Annotated in this window: 17 protein-coding genes and 2 pseudogenes; 6 read left to right on the top strand and 13 right to left on the bottom strand. The window is 69.9% G+C overall.

Annotated elements, in window-relative coordinates:
• Positions 1-15: 15 nt before the first annotated feature.
• The 6 genes from ACGWYJ_RS02385 to ACGWYJ_RS02360 form a co-directional block, all read right to left on the bottom strand.
• The gene (locus ACGWYJ_RS02385; protein ID WP_395103819.1) at positions 16-1,503 is read right to left on the bottom strand and encodes a class I adenylate-forming enzyme family protein; all 1,488 of its coding nucleotides are present in this window, start codon (positions 1,501-1,503) and stop codon (positions 16-18) included.
• A 17-nt stretch (positions 1,504-1,520) separates the two neighbouring features.
• Positions 1,521-1,811, bottom strand: coding sequence for a hypothetical protein (locus ACGWYJ_RS02380; protein ID WP_395103818.1), 291 nt, complete (start codon positions 1,809-1,811; stop codon positions 1,521-1,523).
• A gap of 26 nt (positions 1,812-1,837) precedes the next feature.
• A complete protein-coding gene (locus ACGWYJ_RS02375; protein WP_395103817.1) occupies positions 1,838-2,911 on the bottom strand; it encodes a phosphotransferase family protein in 1,074 nt (357 codons plus the stop codon).
• Positions 2,908-4,188, bottom strand: a complete 1,281-nt coding sequence (locus ACGWYJ_RS02370; RefSeq protein ID WP_395103816.1) for an acyl-CoA dehydrogenase family protein — start codon at positions 4,186-4,188, stop codon at positions 2,908-2,910. Before ACGWYJ_RS02370 ends, ACGWYJ_RS02375 begins: the two co-directional genes overlap by 4 nt.
• 69 nt (positions 4,189-4,257) lie before the next feature.
• Positions 4,258-5,004: an SDR family NAD(P)-dependent oxidoreductase gene (locus ACGWYJ_RS02365; RefSeq protein WP_395103815.1), complete on the bottom strand. Its 747-nt coding sequence runs from the start codon at positions 5,002-5,004 to the stop codon at positions 4,258-4,260.
• Between the two features lie 38 nt (positions 5,005-5,042).
• Positions 5,043-6,230, bottom strand: a complete 1,188-nt coding sequence (locus tag ACGWYJ_RS02360) for an acyl-CoA dehydrogenase family protein (RefSeq protein ID WP_395103813.1) — start codon at positions 6,228-6,230, stop codon at positions 5,043-5,045.
• A gap of 109 nt (positions 6,231-6,339) precedes the next feature.
• Between ACGWYJ_RS02360 and ACGWYJ_RS02355 the strand changes: the two genes are divergently transcribed.
• Positions 6,340-7,104 carry an SDR family NAD(P)-dependent oxidoreductase gene (locus ACGWYJ_RS02355; protein ID WP_395103812.1) on the top strand — a complete coding sequence of 255 codons (765 nt, stop codon included), beginning with the start codon at positions 6,340-6,342 and terminating at the stop codon, positions 7,102-7,104.
• A gap of 45 nt (positions 7,105-7,149) precedes the next feature.
• The gene (locus tag ACGWYJ_RS02350) at positions 7,150-7,917 is read left to right on the top strand and encodes a FadR/GntR family transcriptional regulator (RefSeq protein ID WP_395103811.1); all 768 of its coding nucleotides are present in this window, start codon (positions 7,150-7,152) and stop codon (positions 7,915-7,917) included.
• A gap of 231 nt (positions 7,918-8,148) precedes the next feature.
• Here the strand turns inward: ACGWYJ_RS02350 and ACGWYJ_RS02345 are convergent, their stop codons facing one another.
• The 4 genes and pseudogenes from ACGWYJ_RS02345 to ACGWYJ_RS02330 all read right to left on the bottom strand — a co-directional run bounded on the left by ACGWYJ_RS02345 (position 8,149) and on the right by ACGWYJ_RS02330 (position 13,173).
• Complete coding sequence (locus tag ACGWYJ_RS02345; protein WP_395103810.1) at positions 8,149-8,385, bottom strand: hypothetical protein; 237 nt, start codon at positions 8,383-8,385, stop codon at positions 8,149-8,151.
• 466 nt (positions 8,386-8,851) lie between these two features.
• Positions 8,852-10,390, bottom strand: a pseudogene (locus tag ACGWYJ_RS02340) (Hsp70 family protein); the annotation flags it as partial.
• 186 nt (positions 10,391-10,576) lie between these two features.
• A pseudogene (locus tag ACGWYJ_RS02335) lies at positions 10,577-11,311 on the bottom strand (serine/threonine-protein kinase); the annotation flags it as partial.
• A gap of 842 nt (positions 11,312-12,153) precedes the next feature.
• Complete coding sequence (locus tag ACGWYJ_RS02330; protein WP_395103809.1) at positions 12,154-13,173, bottom strand: tryptophan--tRNA ligase; 1,020 nt, start codon at positions 13,171-13,173, stop codon at positions 12,154-12,156.
• Between the two features lie 820 nt (positions 13,174-13,993).
• Here ACGWYJ_RS02330 and ACGWYJ_RS02325 point away from each other — a divergent pair.
• The 3 genes from ACGWYJ_RS02325 to ACGWYJ_RS02315 are packed head-to-tail and all read left to right on the top strand — an operon-like array spanning position 13,994 to position 15,442.
• Positions 13,994-14,335, top strand: coding sequence for an ArsR/SmtB family transcription factor (locus ACGWYJ_RS02325; RefSeq protein ID WP_395103808.1), 342 nt, complete (start codon positions 13,994-13,996; stop codon positions 14,333-14,335).
• 3 nt (positions 14,336-14,338) lie between these two features.
• The gene (locus ACGWYJ_RS02320; RefSeq protein ID WP_395103807.1) at positions 14,339-14,815 is read left to right on the top strand and encodes an SRPBCC family protein; all 477 of its coding nucleotides are present in this window, start codon (positions 14,339-14,341) and stop codon (positions 14,813-14,815) included.
• Between the two features lie 6 nt (positions 14,816-14,821).
• Positions 14,822-15,442 (top strand): dihydrofolate reductase family protein, encoded by a 621-nt coding sequence (locus ACGWYJ_RS02315; protein ID WP_395103806.1) that lies wholly within the window; start codon positions 14,822-14,824, stop codon positions 15,440-15,442.
• A gap of 53 nt (positions 15,443-15,495) precedes the next feature.
• Here ACGWYJ_RS02315 and ACGWYJ_RS02310 read toward each other — a convergent pair whose 3' ends face one another.
• A complete protein-coding gene (locus ACGWYJ_RS02310) occupies positions 15,496-16,986 on the bottom strand; it encodes an MFS transporter (RefSeq protein WP_395103805.1) in 1,491 nt (496 codons plus the stop codon).
• Between the two features lie 99 nt (positions 16,987-17,085).
• On the opposite strand from ACGWYJ_RS02310, the gene ACGWYJ_RS02305 reads away from it, so the two are divergent.
• On the top strand, positions 17,086-17,925 hold the full coding sequence (locus ACGWYJ_RS02305; RefSeq protein ID WP_395103804.1) for an aldo/keto reductase: 840 nt from the start codon (positions 17,086-17,088) through the stop codon (positions 17,923-17,925).
• Here the strand turns inward: ACGWYJ_RS02305 and ACGWYJ_RS02300 are convergent.
• Positions 17,922-18,365 (bottom strand): hypothetical protein, encoded by a 444-nt coding sequence (locus ACGWYJ_RS02300; protein WP_395103803.1) that lies wholly within the window; start codon positions 18,363-18,365, stop codon positions 17,922-17,924. The two genes, ACGWYJ_RS02305 and ACGWYJ_RS02300, sit on opposite strands and share 4 nt — an antisense overlap.
• Complete coding sequence (locus tag ACGWYJ_RS02295; RefSeq protein WP_395103802.1) at positions 18,362-19,147, bottom strand: enoyl-CoA hydratase/isomerase family protein; 786 nt, start codon at positions 19,145-19,147, stop codon at positions 18,362-18,364. Before ACGWYJ_RS02295 ends, ACGWYJ_RS02300 begins: the two co-directional genes overlap by 4 nt.
• Between the last annotated feature and the right edge of the window lie 88 nt (positions 19,148-19,235).

The raw sequence follows: 19,235 nt of genomic DNA, 5'->3' as shown, positions 1-19,235 counted from the left end.
TCCGCTCCCTGTCCTTCAGGCACGCACGGTCTCGGTCGCGGTGGCGGCGCGGGCCAGGTCATCGCGCACTACGCGGCGGAGTAGCTTCCCGGTCTCGTTGTAGGGAAGCTCGGCGCGGACGTGGATCCGGGTGGGGGTCTTCGCCGAGCGCAGCCGCACCCGTACCCAGTCCCGCAGCTCCTCCTCGCCGGCGCTCTCGCCCGATGCGAAGACCACCACCGCTTCGGGACGCTCGCCCCACTCCTGGTCCGGGACGCCCACGACCGCGGCCTCGGCGACGGCGGGATGCGTCGCGAGGGTCTCCTCGATCTCGCCGGGCGAGAGGTTCTCGCCGCCGCGCACGATCACGTCGTCGGCGCGTCCGTCGACGTAGAGGTAGCCGTCCTCGTCGAGCCGACCGCCGTCCCGGGTCGGGAACCAGCCGTCCTCGGTGAGCGCACGATGGGTCAGGTACTCGCCCGACACCTGGTCCCCGCGCACCCAGATCTCGCCCATCTCAGCGGGCGGGAGGACGGCCCCGTCCCGGTCACGGATCTCGATCTCGACCGAGGGCAGGGGCCGGCCCACCGAGCCGAGCTTGTGGCGGCGCCGGTGTTCGTCCGGCCCCAACACCGCGATCGTGGAGCTGGTTTCGGTCAGCCCGTACGCGTTGACGAAACCGGTGTCCGGCAGAAGTGCGAGGGCGCGCTCCACGACCGGCGCGGGCATCCGTCCGCCCCCGTACGACAAGTGGCGCAGCGCGGGCAGCCCGGCGCCATCGCGTTCGACGACGTCCAGAATGCGGCCGAGCATCGTGGGCACGACCATCGCGTGCGTGACGGACTCACGCCGGGCGAGGGCGACCCACGCCTCGGGCGTGAAGGCCGGGAGCTGCACCATGCGCCTGCCGACGAACACCGACGTGAGGACCGAGGAGATCCCCGCGATGTGGTACGGCGGGACGCTCACCAGAATCGCCTCGCCGGTATCGGCGGCCATGAAGTCGACGGTCGACACGACGTACGAGACGAGGTGGCGATGGCGCAGCACCGCCGCCTTGGGGGCGCCGCTCGTCCCGCTGGTGAACAGCAGCACGGCGGCCTCGTCCGGGTCCGCGCCGGTCAGGCGGCCCTCCGTCCGTTGCGCGGTTTGAACCGTCTCCCTGGACAGCGGGGTCACTCCCGGGATCCCGGCGACGCGTTCCAGTGCCGCGTCCTGCCCGACGACCAAGACGGGAGCGATACCGGCCAGTGCCGTGCGCAGCGCCTCGTCCGCCCAACGGTAGTTCAGCGGGACGAATGCGCACCCCGCGAGAGCCGAGCCGAACAGCAAGACCGGAACCGCGGGCGAGTTCTCGTCAAGCAGCGCCACATGCCGCACGTCGTACCGCTCCACCAATGCGGCGACCCGGCGCGCACGTTCGACGAGATCCGCGTAAGAGAGGGCCTCTCCAGACGCGGTGACCAGGGCCGTCCGATCCGGGGATGCGTCCGCCGCCATTTCGGCCAGCATCGGCAGGTGCATGGCTTGGTCCTCAGTTCTCAGTCCGACGCGGGAAGCGGCTTGGTGGCCATCAGTCGCAGCGGCCTGCCGTCCAGCGTCAAAGAGCCGTCGCCACCCTTGGTACAGAGCACCACGAGGCCGGTCCGCTCATCGGTGTACCGCTTGCCCAACAGGACGCCGCCGGCCTCGGATCGCTCGAACGGAACCCGTTCGGGGGACTCGCCCATCGGCACGCCGCCGCACTCCAGCAAGGCGGCCTCACTCGGCGCCTTGATGACGACGACCTCGGCGTCGCACACCGCGCTCGCCAGCCGCGCTCCGATCTTCAACTCGACGCTCCTCGTGGGGGTATCGCTCAACTGGTCCTCCTGGAATCGAGCACGGCGTGGCCGCGCCGGGTGAGATCGTCGATCAGTTGGCCGCGGGCGCCCATCCGCTCGTCGGTGGTCTCGCCGCGCAGGTACCGCGCGTACAACTGGCGCAGGATGACCGCGGTCTTCCAGCAGCCGTAGGCCACGTACCAGGCCACGTCGCGGGTGTCGATGCCCGATCGCGCCGCGTAGCGTTCGACCACCTCGGCGCGGGACGGCAGGCCCATCGCGTCCAGGCCGTCCGGCATGACCAGCGCGCCGGGCAGGTCGGCGTCGGCGGGATCGGGCCAGTAGTTCAGCAGGGTGCCCAGGTCGACCAAGGGGTCGCCGAGCGTGGCCATGTCCCAGTCGAAGACCGAGCGGACCCGGTCGGGGTCGGCGGGATCGAACTGGCAATTGTCGATCTTGTAGTCGTTGTGCAGGATGGTCGCCCTGCCGGTGACCGGGATCGCGGCGGCCAGCCGCTCGCCCAGCGTCTCGACCGGCTCACCGCCCTCGGCCGGAGCGACCAGTACCCAGCGTCTGCGCCAGCCCGCGACCTGCCGTTCCAGAAAGCCGGCCGGGCGCCCGAGGTCCGCCAGGCCGCACTCCTCGGGATCGACCCGGTGCAGGTCGGCCAGGGCGTCCACGACGGCGAAGCCGATACGGCGCGCGGCGTCCGGGTGTACGCGCATGGCCTCTGGCACCGCGCCCCAGACGACCACGCCGGGCCGGTACTCCATCACCAGGAAGTCCGAGCCGATGACCTTCGGGTCATCGCACAGCAGGTACGCGCGAGGCGCGCGCGGGTAGGACCGGTGAAGCCGCGACAGCGCACGGTATTCGCGTCGCATGTCGTGGGCCCCGGGGGCGACCGTGCCGAACGGCGGCCGCCGCACCACCAGCCGCCGGTCGCCGAACCGCACCTGGTAGGTCAGGTTGGCCGAGCCGTTCGGGAACTGGAGCACGGAGAACTCGCCGTCCAGATCGGGAAGGTGCGAGCGCAGGTAGGCGGCGAGCGCGTCGAAATCGAGTTCCTCGCCTTTCCGTACCGTCGCCAGCTCGGCGGGATCACTCACGACAGTTCCGCCGCGTACTTGGTGCGGGCCTCGTCACGGAGGCGGGGGAGGTGGCCGCTCGGGAAGAGACCATCGGTCGGCTTGTGCTCGCGCAGCAGCAGCCGGGCCAGGTTGGTCTTGTGGATCTCGGTGGCGCCGTCCGCGATCCCCATGTGGAACGACTCCAGCACCCACCGGCCGAACGGCATCTCCGCCGACACCCCGAGCGACCCGTGCAGTTGCAGCGCGCGCGCCGAAACGTCGTGCAGGACGCGGGGCATCGCCGCCTTGACGGCCGCGATGTCCGCGCGCACCTTGCGGTAGTCGTCGTACTTGTCGATCCGCCAGGCCGTGCGCAGCACCAGCAGGCGGAACTGCTCAAGCTGCAGCCAGGAGTCGGCGATCATCTCCTGGACGAGTTGCTTGCGCGCCAGCGTCTCGCCCTTGGTGGTCCGGGAGAGCGCACGCTCGCACATCATGTCGAAGGCCCGCTTGACCAGGCCAACCGTCCGCATCGCGTGGTGGACGCGACCGCCGCCCAGCCGGGTCTGGGCCACGTCGAAGCCCGCACCGCGATCACCGAGCAGATGGTCGGCCGGGATCCGTACGTCCGAGTAACGGATGTAGCCGTGCGTCCCCTCGCCTTCCTCATGCCCGTACACCGCGACGTTCCGCAGGATCTCGACGCCCGGGGTGCCGGACGGCACCACGAACGCCGACAGTCTTCGGTGCGGTTCGGCGTCCGGGTCGGTCACCGCCATCACGATGAGGAACGAGGCGAAGTTCGCGTGCGAGGAGAACCATTTCTCGCCGTTGAGAACCCATGCGTCCCCGTCCTGGACGGCCCGCGTCGTGAACTCCGTGGGATCCGATCCGCCCTGTGGCTCGGTCATGGAGAAGGACGACACGATCTCGTTCTTGATCAGCGGCTCCAGGTAGCGCTTCTTCAGCAGCGGCGAGCCGTAGCGGGCCAGGATCTCCGCGTTGCCCGAGTCGGGCGCGTGGCAGCCGAAGACGATCGGCCCCGCGTGCGTGCGGCCGAGGATCTCGTTGAGCAGCGCCAGCTTCAGCTGCCCGTACCCGGGCCCGCCCAGTTCGGGCCCGAGGTGACAGGCCCAGAGCCTGCGCTCGCGCACCGTGGCCTGGAGCGGTGGGATCAGCTTCTGCCGTACGGGGTCGGCCATGTTCCACGCGTGGTCGAGGACGAACTCCAGGGGCTCGACCTCCTCGCGCACGAACTCCTCGACCCAGTCCAGCTCCCGGCCGAACTCCTCGTCCGTCTCAAAGTCCCAGGCCATCCCAGCTCCTCCCGGCGCGCTCAATCCTCATGAGGAACAGTAATTCTCATGAGGAATATTGACAAGAGTTCACCGGAGGACGCTCTGTCCGCCGTCCACGTTCAGTACCGCGCCGGTCGTGAAGCTCGACGCCGGGTCCGCGAAGTACAGCGCCGCCCCGACGATCTCGTGCGGCTCCCCGCCGCGCCGGGCCGGCATCCGGTTCGCCATCTCCTGGAACACCTCCAGGTCCCAGCCCCGGCTGATGTCGGTGAAGTACGGCCCCGCCATGATCGTGTTGACCCGTACCGAGGGCCCGAACGCCTGCGCGAACCCCGCCGTCAGCGTGTTCAGCCCCGCCTTGGCCGCCGCGTACGGAAGGTCGCCCGGCGTGGGACGGATCGACGCGACGCTGCTGATGTTGATGATCGACCCGCCCCGTTCCCGTGCCATCCGGCTTCCCACCAGTGCCGCCAGCCGGAACGGCCCCTTCAGGTTGACCTGGATGACCTTGTCGAACAGCTCCTCGCTCACCTCGTCGAGGCTGGGATAGGTCGGGGCGATCCCGGCGTTGTTCACCAGCACGTCCAGCCGGCCGAACGCCTTGTAAACGTTCTCCACCATCGCGGTGACGCCCTCCCACGACCCGACGTGCACCGCGTACGGCAGCGCCCGCCGTCCTGTGGTGGCGCGGACCTCCTCGGCCAGCTCCTCGCAGCTCGCGGCCTTGCGGCTGGCGATCACCACGTCGGCGCCCGCCTTCGCGAAGCCGAGCACCATCTCCCGTCCCAGCCCGCGGCTGCCGCCCGTCACCAGCGCGACTCTGCCTTCAAGCATCTGCCTCTCCTTGGATACGGCCTTCGACGTGGGCGGCGTCAACGCGGGAGCTCCCGCCACGGACGATCGCGGTCGGCGCGCGGCTCGCCGGGCAGGCCCAGCAGCCGCTCGGCGATGATGTTGCGCTGGATCTCGTCGCTCCCGCCCGCGATGCGGTAGCCCGGAGCCCCCAGCACATGGGCCGTCCAGGAGAACGTCCCGCGCTCTCCGGTGTCGGCCGCCAGACCGGCTCCCAGCAGGGCCTCGGCGGCCCGGCCCGCCGCGGCCATCTCGTTCACCCAGTGCAGCTTGCGGAGCGAGCCGGCGGGCCCGGAATCGACGTCCCGCGGGGCCCCGACCTTGGCCAGGCACTCGTTGATGTAGACCTCGGCCAGCAACTGGCGCACCACCGGGTCATCGAGCCGGCCGAGCCGGCGGGCCAGGGGCAGCAGCTGCCGCCACCCACCCCCGACCCGGCTCTCCCCGCCGCTGATCTTGCGCTCGAAGCCGAGTGCGGTAAGGGCGACCTTCCACCCCTGTCCCACGTCCCCTACGCGCAACGCGTCCGCGACCCGCACGCCGTCCAGGAAGACCTCGTTGAACGAGGCACCGCCGGACATCTGCCGCAACGGCCGCACGGTCACCCCCTCGGCGTCCATCGGCACCAGGAAGGCGGTCATGCCCGTGTGCTTGGGGACGTCGGGATCAGTCCGCGCGATGAGCAGCCCCCAGTCCGCGAACTGCGCCCCCGAGCTCCACACCTTCTGCCCGGTGACGAGCCAGTCGTCCCCGTCCCGGACGGCCCGGGTGGCGAGCCCCGCCAGGTCGGAGCCCGCGCCCGGCTCCGAGAACAGTTGCACGCACATCTGCTCGGCCCGCAGGAACCGCCGGACGAACCCGTCCGGGCCCGCGATCCGCAGGGTCGGCGCGATGAGATGGACGGTGACCCGGAACAGCTCATGGCCGGCCGGCACCTCGCGCCGCGCCTCCTCTTCCGCGAAGGCGTCCTCGTACTCCGGACCCAGCCCCGCGCCGCCGTACTCCTGCGGCCAGCCGATCGCCCCGTACCCCGCGTCGAACTTCTCCTGGTGCCAGGCCATCGCCCGCCGGATCAGCGCCCGTTCCTCCTCGAACGGCAGGTCGTGAAAGATCGACACATCGTCCGGACCGGAGGCGACCTCGGCCCGCGGGTCGGTGCGCGCCTCGAGCCAGTCCCGTGCCTTCCGCCGGAATACCGCCAGATCCATGCCGCTCCCTCAGAGATCGGATGCTCCCCGCCCTTGCGCGGAACGCCGCGGGACGGGATATTCCTCATGAGGTAAGCAGAGACGGCGGGCCCACGCAATGGAGGGCATCATGACCCTGGACGGACGGATCACGGTGGTGACGGGCGGGACCGAGGGCCTCGGCCTTGAGATCGCCCGCACCTTCGCCGCCCACGGCGCGGTGGTGACGGTGACCGGCCGGTCCGCGGAGAAGGGCGCCCTGGCGGCCAAGGAGATCGGCGGCACCTTCGTCGAGTCCGACGCAACCCGGCGGAAGGATGCCGAGGACGCGATCGACAGGACCGTCGAGACGTTCGGCCGCGTCGACATCCTGGTCAACAACGTCGGCGGCAGCAGCGGCTTCGCCCGCGTCCACGAAATGACCGATGACGCCTGGCTGCACGCCATCGACCTCAACCTGCACAGCGCCTTCTGGACGACCCGGCGCGCGCTGCCCGCGATGATGACCGCCGGCTTCGGCCGGATCATCAACATGTCCTCCGTCGAGGGCAAGCAGGCGACGATGCCCGCGATCTCCCACTACGTCACCGCCAAGCACGCCCTGCACGGCTTCACCCGGGCCGTCGCCCTGGAGTACGGCAAGCAGGGAATCACCTGCAACGCTCTCTGCCCGGGCGCGGTGCCGACGCAGTCCCGTCCGTCGGGGGACGCGGCCGCCAAGGCCGCCGGGATGACCCGCGAGGAATTCGTCGCGCATTTCGTCGACGGCACGAAGACCGGCCGCCTCAACACTCCCGCGGAGGTCGCCGCCGTCGCCCTGCTCCTCGCCTCCGAAGCGGGCGCCGGGATCACCGGCGCCCTCTGGAGCATTGACGGCGGAACCGCCTCCTGGTGACCCGTAGGCTGGAAAACTAATCATGAGGAATCGAGGTGACGAAACGTGGCAGACATCCGGCCCGGCCGGGGCTGTATGGAGATCGCGATCGGCGATGCCGCATCCCGTCAGCTCAAGGCCTCCGAGGTCGTGGCACGCGACATCGTCCACGACATGGTCGAGCAAGGGCTGCGCACCGGTGACCGAATGCCGTCCGAGAGCGCCATGCTGGAGCGCTACGGGGTCAGCCGCGAGACGCTCCGCGAAGGACTGCGCCTGCTGGAGGTGCAGGGCCTGATCACCATTCGCCGCGGCCCCGGCGGCGGCCCCATGGTCGGACGCCTCGACCCGGCCAACCTCGGCAGGACGTCCAGCCTCTACTACCACCTGGCCGGCGCCACCTACCGCGACCTGTTCGACTCCTGGGTCCTCATGGAATCCATGCTCGCCGAACTGGCCGCCCGCAACGCCGACCGCGCCACCGCCCGCAAGGCCCTGGAGCCCTTCCTCCACGCGCTCGACACCAGGGAAGCCGACTCCGCCTCGTTCTTCGAGGCACACGGCCACTTCCACGCGGTCGTGGCCTCGCTCGCGGGCAACCGCGTCCTCGAGCTCACCTTCCAGACCGCCGGCCAGATCGTCAGCCACCACGTCGTGGTCACCGCCGACCCCCGCGACCTCCGCGAGGTCCTCGACCACGACCACGCCGTGGTCGCCAAGGCCATCATGTCCGGCCACCCGCGCAAGGCGCGCACCGAGATGGCCACCCACATCCGCAACGTGACCGCCTACTACCAAGACCAGGACATGACCAGCCTCATCGACTGGCGCTGACCTGTCCCTCCGGGAGGGTGCGGGTGCCGGAAACTGAATACACAGCGCCAAGATGGCTCGGCTGGGCCGGGGAATGGAGCTCGCGCTGCTCTGCGACATCCGCACCGCTTCGGAACGCGCCCGATTCGCCGAGGTCTGTGCGCGGACGTCTCCGGCATCGCGATCCTCGCGCAGCTCGTAGGCCGGGAGACGGCGGCGGACCGACTGTTCACCGGACGGATGATCGACGCGTCAGAAGCCGAGCGGATCCGCCTCATCAGCCGGGTCGTCGAGCACGACCGCCGCCATCGGGCTCGCGGAACAGATGGCCGAGAACCCGCCGCCGGCCATAAGCGCACTCAAGATCGCGGTGCGCCAGGCGCTCGACCCCGGCAGGGACACGCTGGGCCACTGGATCGCCGCCTCACTGGACAGGCTCTTCGCAAGGACTTCCGCGCGTTCGTCGACCGGCGCCCACCGCAGTTCCAAGGCCCATGATCTCACCATCGCTCGACGGGTCGTCGGGCGACGCACTGCCTGTCCGGCTCTCCACCTGGCCGGCGATGCCGTAGCGATCAGGCGGCGCGCCGGCGCTCAACGCGATGCCGAATGCCATGGCGGCAGCGCCGGTTCAGGACTGGTACTGGTCGCTGCGCTGTTTTGAGGTGACCCGGCGTGATCCCTGCTCGACCTTACGCAGCAGGCTCGGCGAGACGTGCGCGCATCCGCCTGTCAGAATCCACCAGAAGGCTCCAAGGACCCACTACCGCAACCGTACACTCGCGACCGGCTCGGGCGGTTCCGTCAACCGGTCCACGACCCGATCGGCCGCCCGATCCGCGGGTTCATCCGCCCACCGGTAACCCCATGGACCGCGACCAGCACGCAGGAGCCCAGGCAGTGCATCAGCGTGGCGGCTTCCGCGCCATCAGGGGGTCCCGGTGACATGCGACAGCTCTTCGGCTTCGCGTTTCATGCGGTGGATGTCTTCCTGCGGTAGCGCCGAGTCGACCGTGATGGTCACCGTCCGCTTGTTGCCGGTGACCAGGTCCTTGGCTGAGACGGTGAAGAGGCCGTTGGCATCGATGTCGAAGCCGACCTCGATCCGCGGCACTCCCAGGGGTCCGGCAGGCAGGTCGGAGAGCCGGATCGTGCCGAGCTTGTTGTTGTCGGCGGCGATCTCCCGCTCGCCCTGGTAGATGTTGATCTCGGCCACGCCGGGCTGCCCGTCCTGGGTCGGCAGTGCCGCAGCCGCCGGAGGTGAGTCCCCGCCGGGATCGTCATCATCGCGGTCCTGCCGGGAGGGCGCCACGCCGATGGTGAAGGTCTCATCCCGCCGGATCGGGATCTCGGTGTTCCGTTCGATGATCTTGTGGAAGACGCCACCCAGGGTCTCGACGCCCAGGCTCAGCGGAGTCACATCCAACAGCAGGAAGTCCTTGACCTCGCCGGTGAGAACACCGGCGTACAGGCCGGCGCCGATGGCCACGCCCTCGTCGGGGTCGACGCTCTTGCCGGGCTCCTTACCGGTCAGCTCCTTGACCATGTCGGAGACGGCGGGCATCCGGGTCGCCCCGCCGACGAGGACCACCTGGTCGATGTCGCTCACGCCGATACCAGCGTCCCCGAGCACCCGGCGGACGGGTGTCCTCGCGCGGTGCAGCAGATCGCTGGTCATCCGCTGGAACTCGTCCCGGGTGAGCTTGTCGTCCAGGTCCAGTAGGCCCGCGGCAGTGCGGGTGATGTAGGGCACGCTGATCCGCGTCTCCGACGAGTATGACAACGCGATCTTCGCCTTCTCCGCGGCCTCACGGATCCGTTGCAGCGCCCCCTCGTCCGTGGACAGGTCCACACCGTTGGCGTTGCTGAACCTTTCCAGCAACCAGTCGACGATCCTGGCGTCCCAGTCGTCGCCGCCCAGGTGGCTGTCACCGGAGGCCGCCTTGACCGCGACCACGCCGTAGCCCACCTCGACGAGCGACACATCCAGCGTGCCGCCCCCGAGATCGAAGAGCAGGAGGGTGACTTCCTCCAGACGCTTGGTCGCGTAGGCCGAGGCGGCGAGGGACGGCGCGGCAATCAGCCGCAGAACGTTCAGGCCGGCGATCTGCGCGGCCTCCCGGACCGCTTGCCGCTGATTCTCGGAAAAGTGAACCGGGCCGCTGATGACCGCTTCGGTGACGGGCTCCCCGATATGGGCCTCGGCGTCGCGCTTGAGCTTTCGCAGCACGAACCCAATGATCTGCTGGGGGACGAAGTCCTCGCCGTCGATCCTTTTCCTCCAGCCGGTGCCCATCCGGCGACCGACCGACCGGATGGCCCGGTCGGGGTGGAGCACCTCCTGATGCTGAGCGCTCCGGCCGACCAGCAGCGCGCCGCCCGGCGCGCGGGCCACCACGGTCGGTGTCCTGCGTAGCCCCTGCGCGTCGGCGATGACGGTGGGTTTTCCTCCTTCCAGCACACACACCACCGACTTGTGGGTCCCCAGGTCGATCCCGACCGCCCGGGAACTCTCACCTCGCCGCGGCGGAGATGCCGCGGAGGCCCCGAAAGGGTGGGTGTAGACACGCGTGCGGGGAGGCGAATCCGCGGTGGTCGTGCGCCCGGACATGTCGGCCGTGGCCTCCGATGCATCCGCCCCTGACTCGGCGATCGCGGTCAGACGGGCCAGCAACCCCGCGGGCGTGGGCCGCGCCGCGGGATCACGTCTCAGACACTCACCCACGATTTCCCGCAGCGGGCCGTCCAGCACTCCCAGTTGCGGCTCACCGTGCACGACCCGGTAGACCAGTTCGTGTGCGGTGCCCGTGCCGAACGGCCCCTGCCCGGTCGCCGCGTACACCAACAGCCCACCCAGGGAGAACACGTCGCTGGGCTGCTCCACCCGGCCACCCCGGCACTGCTCCGGCGACATGTAGGCGGGCGTGCCGATCGGGCGCGTCCCGGTCAGCAAGGTCGCGTCAGAGGTCACCGCCAGCCCGAAATCGATCACCTTCGGGCCGTCCCCGGCCAGCAGCACGTTCGATGGCTTGAGGTCCCGGTGGGTCAGCCCCTCGGCATGGATCGCCGACAACGCCTCCGCCAGCGAGATGGCCAGCTCCAGCACCCCACGTGACGGCAACGGGCCGTCGGAGCGCACCCGGTCCTGCAACGACACACCTTCTACATACGTGGTGGCCAGCCACGGTGGCGAACCCTCGGCGTCAGCATTCATCACCGGAGCGGTGAAGATACCGGGCACGCGTTTCATCGCCGAGATCTCACGGGCGAAGCGCTTCCGGAAGATGGGATCCGCGGCGTACTCGGAACGGATGACTTTCACTGCGACCCGCCGCCCGCCAGGTGAACGGCCCAAGTAGACCCGGCCCATGCCGCCCTCACCAAGCAGCCCCTCGATCCGAAAGTCCGCGATCACTCGTGGATCCTCAGGCCGCAGCGGCTTCAATGGCCACCTCCCCGCACCGGTTCGACACAGGATAACCACACGAAACCCACCCGATCAGATCCGCCGAAGGCGCCGGGCCGGCCTTCGGTTCTGCCCGAGCAACTCACCATCGTCTCGCCCTCCGGCCTGAAGATCGTCCCCACCGGGCATACGCACCCCCACCGGAAGGCTACGAGTTCACCGGAGAACCACGGCGATTTTGAGCTAGCATAAGGGGCTTTTCATAAAAGGTCGGATCGCGTGCGCCAGCACCTGCTTAGGTACGGCCAAAGGCCATACCCTCGCGACGCCGTCCCCGTTCGGCCTGTATCACCGCTGCCGCATCCTGTGGATCTATGGGCGGGGCCACGTGGCGTAGCACGCGCCATCATGAACAAGAAGGGTCTCCGCGGCCTTGGCGAGGACGTCGCGCGGTCGTGCCGCGGCGGCCGCGGGATCGCCCACTTCCCGTGAACCGTGGCGCGGGCTTGTGGCCGTCCGTTGACTCGGGCGTACGAGCGCCGCGAGGGCCAGTGCTCTGCGGGTCCGCCCGGCGGAGCGAGGGCCTTCCCCTTCACCGGCGCGTTCGGCTTTGGACGGCGCCGCCGCTGTCCATAAGAAGGGGTCGAACGGTTCTGAACGGAATCGGGCGACGCGCGGCTTCAGATGCCACGGTCGGCTGAGGTGGCACGGTACGCCTTTGAGGTCTGCGCACCTACCGTCAGTTCGGGGAGCCGATGATTGTGCGCGGCACAACTGTGTGGCGGTGGCGCGCTATGCCCCTGTTGAGTTGCTCTGTCGTGATGGTGTCGGCGTGAGTTCCCCTGTTGCGTTCAGTCGATGCCGACAGCGGTACGTACGTTGGACAGCACCACGCGCGCCCGTGCCCTCGCCCGCTCGGCGCCGGCGGCGAGCAGTGCGTCCAGCTCGCTGTCCGGTTCCATCAGCTCGTCGTAACGGGCACGCAGCGGGGTGAGCAGCTCGTTCAGCACCTCGAACAGCCGGTCCTTCAGCTCGCCCCAGCCCATGCCGCCCGCCTCAAGCCGCTTGCGGACGGCGGCCGCCTCGGCCTCCGTGGCGAACTGCTCGAAGATCTGGAACGCATGTGAGGCGTCCGGGTCCTTGGGGGCCTCGACCGGGGTGCTGTCGGTGGCGATACGCCGCACCAGCTTCTTCAGCTGCGATTCCTTGACGAACAACGGAATCGTGTTCGCATAGCTCTTGCTCATCTTCCGGCCGTCCAGTCCGGGCAGGGTCTTGCCCGCCTGGGCCTCCGGCAGGACCAGCTCGGGGATTTTCAGCTTGTAGCCCCGGCCGAACAGATGATTGAACGAACCGGCGATGTCGGCCGCATACTCGACATGTTGTGCCTGGTCCTTGCCGACCGGAACCACGTCCGCATCCATGAGCAGGATATCGGCGGCCATCAGCACGGGATAGTTGTACAGGCCCATATTGATGCCGGAGTCGAGATCGGCCTTGCCCGCCTCCGCGTTCTTGTCGCGGGCCGCCTTGTACGCGTGCGCCCGGTTCATCAGCCCCTTCGCCGACACGCACGACAAAGCCCAGGCCAGCTCGAAGGTCTCCGGCACCTCGGACTGCCGGTACATGGTGACACGGTCGGTGTCGAGACCCGCGGCGATCCAGGTCGCGGCGACCGAGCGCGAGTAGTGGCGCAGCAGGTCCGGATCGCGAATGGTCGTCAACGCGTGGTAGTCGGCGATGAAGTACATCGCGTCGTACCGCTCGGCGAGTTCGAGCGCCGGCCGGATCGCGCCGACCAGGTTCCCCAAATGGGGCTCACCGGTTGGCTTTATGCCGGTCAGTGACACTTTGCGTGGGGCTTCTTGCATGATTCCTCTGTCCTAATCGGCTGCTCGGGCCGTACGTCACGCGAGCCGGTGCGTCAAGATTAGCCCAGCCTTTCCCGCGCCCGGTCCGGGAACATCCATGCCTAACGGCCCCCTTTGACGCCCGTCGACAAGTCGGCGACGGAGACCGCTCGGCCTGGTCCCTCGCCAGCCGAATGGCGCACTTGTACACGGCCGCGAGCCGTGCGTGAGCCCACTCGGATGACTCCGGCGCCCAGCCCAGTTCCTTCGCGGTGGCCTCCAGGAATCGTACGACCGGTGGAGAAGTCGAGGCGGCACAGTTCCTCCCATGCCTCGACGATCAGCCTGTCGAGACGGTGGGCGCGGCTGTCGTCCAGCGCGCCGCGCGGCGTACGGCAGACCCGCCGGGCGTGAAGTCCCCCGGGTCGGTACGAAGTCCTGGAGCGCGATCAACGGTGGGTGAAGTGGCTGGCGCAACTTTTGATCAGCCGGGGTCCGATGGGACGAGGTGGACGCCACCGTACGACTGTGGTGTCCGCGGACCACCGTCAAATCGCGCTCCCGTTGACCGGGCACACCGCCGCGGTGGCCCAAGGTCGCCCACCGACCTCGCCGCCGTGACATGCGCGAACGTGGGGCGTTCCCTCACTCCGGCCCCCAGGTATTCCGACGCCGTCGGGTTCCACCGCGAGTGGGAGGCGAAGGGCCGACCGGACAACATCCTGCTGTGGGTCCACCCGCACAGCCACCTGCCCGAACAGCACCAACACAGCGGATCCTGACAAGCCCAGGTCACCCTCGCTGCCTTGACATATGCCTATATAGGCATATGATGGCCCGCGTGGCACGAGCAGCGACGACGTCGGACGTCTTCAACGCGATCGCCGAGCCGCAGCGGCGCCGGATTCTGGTGCTGCTGCGGGAGGGTGAGCGGCCGGTGACCGAGCTGGCCCGGGAGCTGGGTATGGCCCAGCCGGGCGTGTCCAAGCATCTGAGGGTGCTTCGGGAGGTCGGGCTGGTGCGGGACCGCAAGGCGGGCAAGCAACGCCTGTACGGCCTTGACGCTCGCGGGTTGCGGCCGGTCCACGAGTGGACCGGCGGGTTCGAGCGGTTCTGGAACGAGAGCCTCGACCGGTTGGACGCGTACGTGCAGGACCTCAAGCAGGAAAGACACGGGGAGTGAGCCATGGCATCGGCAGGACAGGAGGACCGGGAGATCGTGATCTCCCGGGTCATCGACGCCCCACGGGAGCTGGTGTTCGAGGCGTTCACCGACGTCCGGCACCTGTCGCGGTGGTGGGGGCCGGAGGGGTTCACCACCAGCACGCGGGCGTTCGAGTTCCGCGTCGGCGGGGAGTGGGACTTCGTGATGCGCGGGCCGGACGGGACGGACTACCAGGAGTGGATCTCCTGGACCGAGATCGCCCCTCCGGAGCGGATCGCGCTGCTGCACGGCGAGTCCCGCGGCGACCCGAACGCCTTCGAGTCGGTCCTGACGTTCGAGCCCGACGGCGCGGCGACCCGGATCGTGATGCGCACGGTGTTCCCCACCAAGGAGCTGCGGGACGAGGCGGTCGAGAAGTACCACGCGATCGAGGGCGGACGGCAGACGCTGGGCAAGCTGGCCGCCTACGTCGCCGAGGTCGTCCGGAACGGGGGATGAGGTGTGATGGCCGGAAAGGTGTTCTTCAGCGTGTCGATGTCGCTGGACGGGTTCATCGCGCCCGAATCCGCCGAGGAGCTGATGGGCCGGCGGTGGATGGAGTTGCAGGCGTGGATCTTCCCCCAGCGGTTCTTCCGGGAGAATCTCAAGCTCGGCGAGGGCGGTGAGGAAGGGCGCGACAACGACATCGCGCGGGAGCTGTTCGAGCGCACCGGTGCGAGCGTGATGGGCAAGCGCATGTTCGACGCGGGCGAGCGGGCGTGGCCGGAGGAGGCGCCGTTCCACACGCCGGTCTTCGTCGTGACGCACGAAAGGCGTGACCCCTGGGAACGGCCGGGCGGGACCACCTTCCACTTCGTGAACGACGGCATCGAGACCGCGCTCGACCTGGCCCGCCAGGCGGCCGGCGACCGGGACGTCCGCGTCGCGGGCGGTGGCGAGACGATCCTTCAGTACGTGAACGCCGGTCTGATCGACGAGTTCTCGATCGCGCTCTCACCCGTGCTGTTCGGCTCCGGGGTCAGGCTGTTCGAGGGTGTGGACGCGAACCGGTTCGCCCTGCGGCAGGTGCGCTCGGAACCGACGGAGCGGGCGACCCACCTGACCTACGAGATCCGGGAACGGTGACCGGCTCGCTCAGGGGTGCCCTTGGCGGAAGGTCCCCGGCCCGGCGGAGTGCGTCAGGTTGAGCCCGTGGGTTCGTCGGGGACTCGGGTGCAGGGGTGTTGGCACGCGTGGTTGACGCTCGGTACGGGATGGGTGCGCACGGTGGTGGCGTTGCGGACGCTGAGGAGTGCGATGACGCCTCCGGCGGCGCATACCCCGGCGGTGATGAGCATGGCGCGGGAGAAGCCGGGGCCGAGGGCCTCCCCGGGGCCGGCCTCGATCCCCGCGGCGAACGGCAGCACGGCGACCGCCAGGAGCCCGGCCATGCGGGAGATGGCGTTGTTGGCGCCGGAGGCGACGCCGACGTGCCGTTCGGTGACCGAGGCGAGCACGGTGGTGGTCAGGGGCGTCACCGTGATCGCCAGCCCGGCTCCGAAGACGACCACCGCGGGGAGCACGACGCTCGGGTACGCGGCGCCGGGGGTGATGCGGGCCATCAACGCCAGCCCGGCGGCGGCCACCAGCGGGCCGACGGTCATCGGCAGCCGGGGACCCGTGTGCTGTGCCATCGCGCCCATGCGCGGGGAGGCGAGCAGCATGATGACGGTGATCGGGAGCGTGGCCAGCCCCGCCACCAGCGCCGAGTAGCCCAGGCTCTGCTGCAGTTGCAGGGTGAGGAGGAACAGCGCCCCGCCGAGCGCCGCGTACACCGCCAGGGTGGCGAGGTTCGCGCCGGTGAACTGCCGGGAGCGGAACAGGTCGGGCGGCAGCAGCGGCGCGCTCACCCGCGACTCGGCCAGCGGGAACGCCACCAGGGCCAGCAGGCCCAGGACGGCGGCGGCGATCGTGAACGGCCGCCACCCGTGGCCGGGTCCCTCGATGAGCGCGTAGATCACTCCGGCGAGGCCGAGCGTGACCAGGGTCGCGCCGGCCGCGTCGAAGCGGCCTTGCTCGCGGGCGGAGGGGTCGCGGCTTTCGGGCAGGTGGCGCAGGGCCATGAGGACGGCCGCCGCGGCCAGCGGCACGTTGATCCAGAACACCCAGCGCCAGGACGCCGCGTCCACCAGCCAGCCCCCGACGAACGGGCCGAGCGCCGAGGTCACCCCGGACATGCCCGCCCAGAGCCCGACCGCCCGGCCCCGGTCCTCACCGCGGATACCGGCGTCGATCAACGCGAGGCTGCCCGGTACGAGCGCGGCGGCGCCGATGCCCTGCACCAGCCGGGCGATGATCAGCGCGCCGCCGTTCGGCGCGAGCCCGCAGGCCAGTGAGGCGAGGGTGAACAGCACGAGCCCGGCGACGAACACCAGCCGCCGCCCGTAACGGTCCCCCGCGGCGCCGCCCGCCAGCAGCAGGGCGCTCAACGTCAGCAGGTAGCCGTCCAGCACCCACTGCTGCTCCCTGAGCCCGCCGCCGAGGTCCCGGCCGATCGCCGGCAGCGCCACGTTGACCACGGTGCTGTCCAGGAACGCGATGCCCGAGCCCAGCACCGCGACCGTCAGCAGCCACCGCGCCGACGTCGAGGCCAGCGGCACCGGCCATTGCGCGTCCTCGCCGCGTCGCATGCTCTTCCGATCCCCCGAATGCCGGACTCCCAACCGAGCGACGCCCGGACGGCGGTACGGCGTCCGTTATCCGCAGGTCACAAGGGGGAGGGACGTCCCATGACGATGACATCCGTACCGACGGTCAGGCTCTCGGACGGCCGGCTGATGCCGCGGCTCGGGCTGGGCACCTATCCGATGGACGACGCCACCGCGCGCACGGCGGTGCGCGGGGCGCTCGGCCTGGGATACCGGCTGATCGACACGGCCGCCTCGTACGGCAACGAGGCGGGGGTCGGGCAGGCCGTCGCCGACTCGCCGGTGCCGCGCGAGGAGGTCTTCCTGGTCACCAAGCTGCGCGGGGCGCGGCACGGCTTTGAGGAGGCGCTGCGGGGCTTCGAGGAGAGCCGTGCGGCGCTCGGGGTCGGCTACGTCGACCTCTATCTGATCCATTGGCCGCTGCCCTGCCGCCGCAAGTACGTCGACGCCTGGCGGGCCTTGATCGAACTGCGCGAGCGCGGCCTGGCCCGGTCGATCGGCGTCTCCAACTTCACCCCCGCCATGATCGAGCGGTTGGTGGCCGAGACGGGGGTCAGGCCCGTGGTCAACCAGATCGAGATGCACCCGAGCTTCACCCAGGAGGCGACGCACATCTGGCACGCCGACCACGGGATCGTCACGATGTCGTACAGCCCGTTCGGGCGGGGGACGGGCGGGACGCGCATCCCGGAGGTCGTGCGGATCGCGGAGGCGCACGACCGGACGCCCGCGCAGATCGTCCTGCGCTGGCATGTGCAGTCCGGCGCCGTGCCGATCCCCAAGTCGTCTTGCGAGGAGCGGATGGCCGAGAACATCGACGTGTTCGGCTTCGAGCTGAGCGGCGAGGAGATGGCGCGGATCGACGCTCAGGACAGCGGTGACCGCCAGCAGGGCGATCCCGACGTCCACGAGGAGTTCTAGCCCTCGGCTCCCTGCCGCCCGCCTGGCCGCATGAGCATCACGGCGACGGCTTCGGCGATGTGGTCGCCCGCGTCGTCGACCGCCACCCACCGGTACCGCCGGACGATCTTCCCGCTTCCGGTCGTCTCGGACGCGCCGGGCGTGAGCTGGACCCGCAGGGACGAGCCCGCCTTGAGGAGCTTCCGGAAGCGCACCGAGCGGAGTTCGAGCAGGGCGATCGCGTCGTCGAGCAGGCCGGACTGTTCGACCAGCCCGCCCATCAGGAGCAGGACGCCCTGGCCCGGCATCGGCGCGGGCTCGCCCCCGGGTCCCGGCCTGAACAGCGCATGGGTGTAGCCGCCGAGGCCGACGAGCCCGTCGATGAGGGGCTGGGTCACCTTCACCCAGGGCGTGCTGGACGTCTCCATGTCGGACGCTCCACGGCTCGGTCCGGTGCTCATCGGACGTTCCAGTTCGGGCGGCGCTTCTCCACGTAGGCCCGGTAGCCCTCGTCGGCGTCCGCGACCTCCTCGTGGAAGCGGGTGAACAGCTCGCGTTCCAGGCGCAGTCCTTCGGCGGGCGTCAGCTCCGAGGCGGCGTTCAGGAGACGCTTGATGATCGCCGTGACCGTGCGGGAGCGGTCGGCGAGCGCTCCGGTGAGCCGGCCGACCTCCTCGGGCAGCTCGGCCGCCGGGACGCTGGCGAGCGCCAGGCCCCAGTCCACCATCTCGGGGCCGGTCAGCCAGCGGCCGGCGAGCAGCATCGCGCGGGCGCGCTGGTCGCCGAGCTTGCGCGGAGCGCGCTGGGACGCGCCGGCGCCCGGGACGATGCCGAAGTCGCTGTGGGTGTCGCCGACCCTGGCCTCGTCGGCCGCGAGGACGAAGTCGCAGGCGAGCAGCAGCTCGAAGCCGCCCGCGCGGGCGAGGCCGTTGACCGCGGCGACGCTGGGCAGCGGGAACGCCTCAAGCCGGTCGAGGAACTCGTGGTAGCGGCGGATGAAGGGCACGAACACGCCGGGCGGGTCGGCGAAGCAGTCGCCGAGGAACCCGATGTCCATCCCGACGCAGAACGCCCTGCCCGTCCCGGTGATCACCAGTGAGGTGAGGGACGGGTCGCGCTCGGCGGCGTCCAGGGCGGCGTTCAGCCCGTCGAGGGTGCCGGGGTCGAGGCTGTTCATCCGGTCCGGGCCGTTGAGCGTGATGGTCATGACCGTTCCGGTCACCGTCGGCACGACCTCGGTCATGATCGCACATCCCCTCGACCTGGTTCACTAAAACATCAGACATAAGCCTAGCGATACCGTACGAAACCTCGTCAACACTCGTGAAGGC

It is taken from the genome of Actinomadura sp. SCN-SB (genome assembly GCF_043906805.1).
In the GTDB taxonomy this organism is placed as follows: Bacteria; Actinomycetota; Actinomycetes; order Streptosporangiales; family Streptosporangiaceae; genus Spirillospora.
This window is presented reverse-complemented; position numbering and strand designations above follow the sequence as displayed.